Raw genomic sequence first — 862 nt, 5'->3', positions numbered from 1 at the left:
GACGAAGCCCTGCAGGCCATCATCGGGACCGAAGTCCAGCAAACCGTTCAGCATGAACGACAGGGCCGAAGCCGCGCCGCCAAAACCGCTCTTGTCCAGGTCGACCTCGGCGCGCTTGTAACCGGCTTCGGCTTCCAGGCGGAAACCGCCGAAGTCGTAACCGATCACGGCGTCACCGTCGAAACCCTTGTGGTAGTCCACGCCGGCAACGGTCTTGGAACCTGCGCCGGGGGCGGTGCTGCCGGGGGTGAAGGTGATGTCCTGATCTTCGACGAGAACAACGCCGGAGTCGATGCCGACATACCAGCTATTGTCACGCGCCAGGGCCGGGGTGGCCAGGGCGCTGGTCGCAAGCACGGCCGCGAGGGCAAGCTTCCGCATCTAAATTCCCCTTTCAAAAGTGTCACGAAGGACTGCTGAAACCCTGTATCGGCTAGAAAGTTTCATGGCAAGTCCACAATTGGCAAAACTGTTGCAAAAATAACGCAGTAGACCTGTCCACCTGCCCGCCAAGACTAATCAGCGGACGCCTTCTTGTAAAAAGCGGACATCCCGCAAGTCACGGCCCGGTCAGGCCGCAATCAAGCCATGCGCCCGCAAAGCGCCCAATATCGCCGTCAGCGCGGAACGGGCCTCCGCGTCCACAGTCGCGCCGCCCGACGGATCGGCGATGGCCGCCGCCCGCACTCCGACGACGCGCGCGCCGCCGACATGGAATCCGTCGCCCCCCACGCCGCAATCCCGCCAGCCCGTCCCGTCATGCAACATCGCATGCCCCCTGTCCGCGATCCACAGCGAAAGCCCGGCGCGGGGATCGGCAAAACGCCACCCCCCCTCGGTCCAGCAGGCCAGGGCGCCCGCC

Annotated in this window: 1 protein-coding gene and 1 pseudogene; both read right to left on the bottom strand. The window is 64.5% G+C overall.

The features are described 5' to 3' along the window. Positions 1 to 381: pseudogene (locus BV95_RS22560) on the bottom strand (OmpA family protein); the annotation flags it as partial. Between the two features lie 189 nt (positions 382 to 570). Next, positions 571 to 862 (bottom strand): DUF2793 domain-containing protein (locus BV95_RS22555; protein WP_037457618.1); only part of this gene is annotated, 292 nt, incomplete at its 5' end.

The sequence above is a fragment of the Sphingobium chlorophenolicum genome (genome assembly GCF_000722875.1).
GTDB lineage: Bacteria > Pseudomonadota > Alphaproteobacteria > Sphingomonadales > Sphingomonadaceae > Sphingobium > Sphingobium chlorophenolicum.
This window is presented reverse-complemented; position numbering and strand designations above follow the sequence as displayed.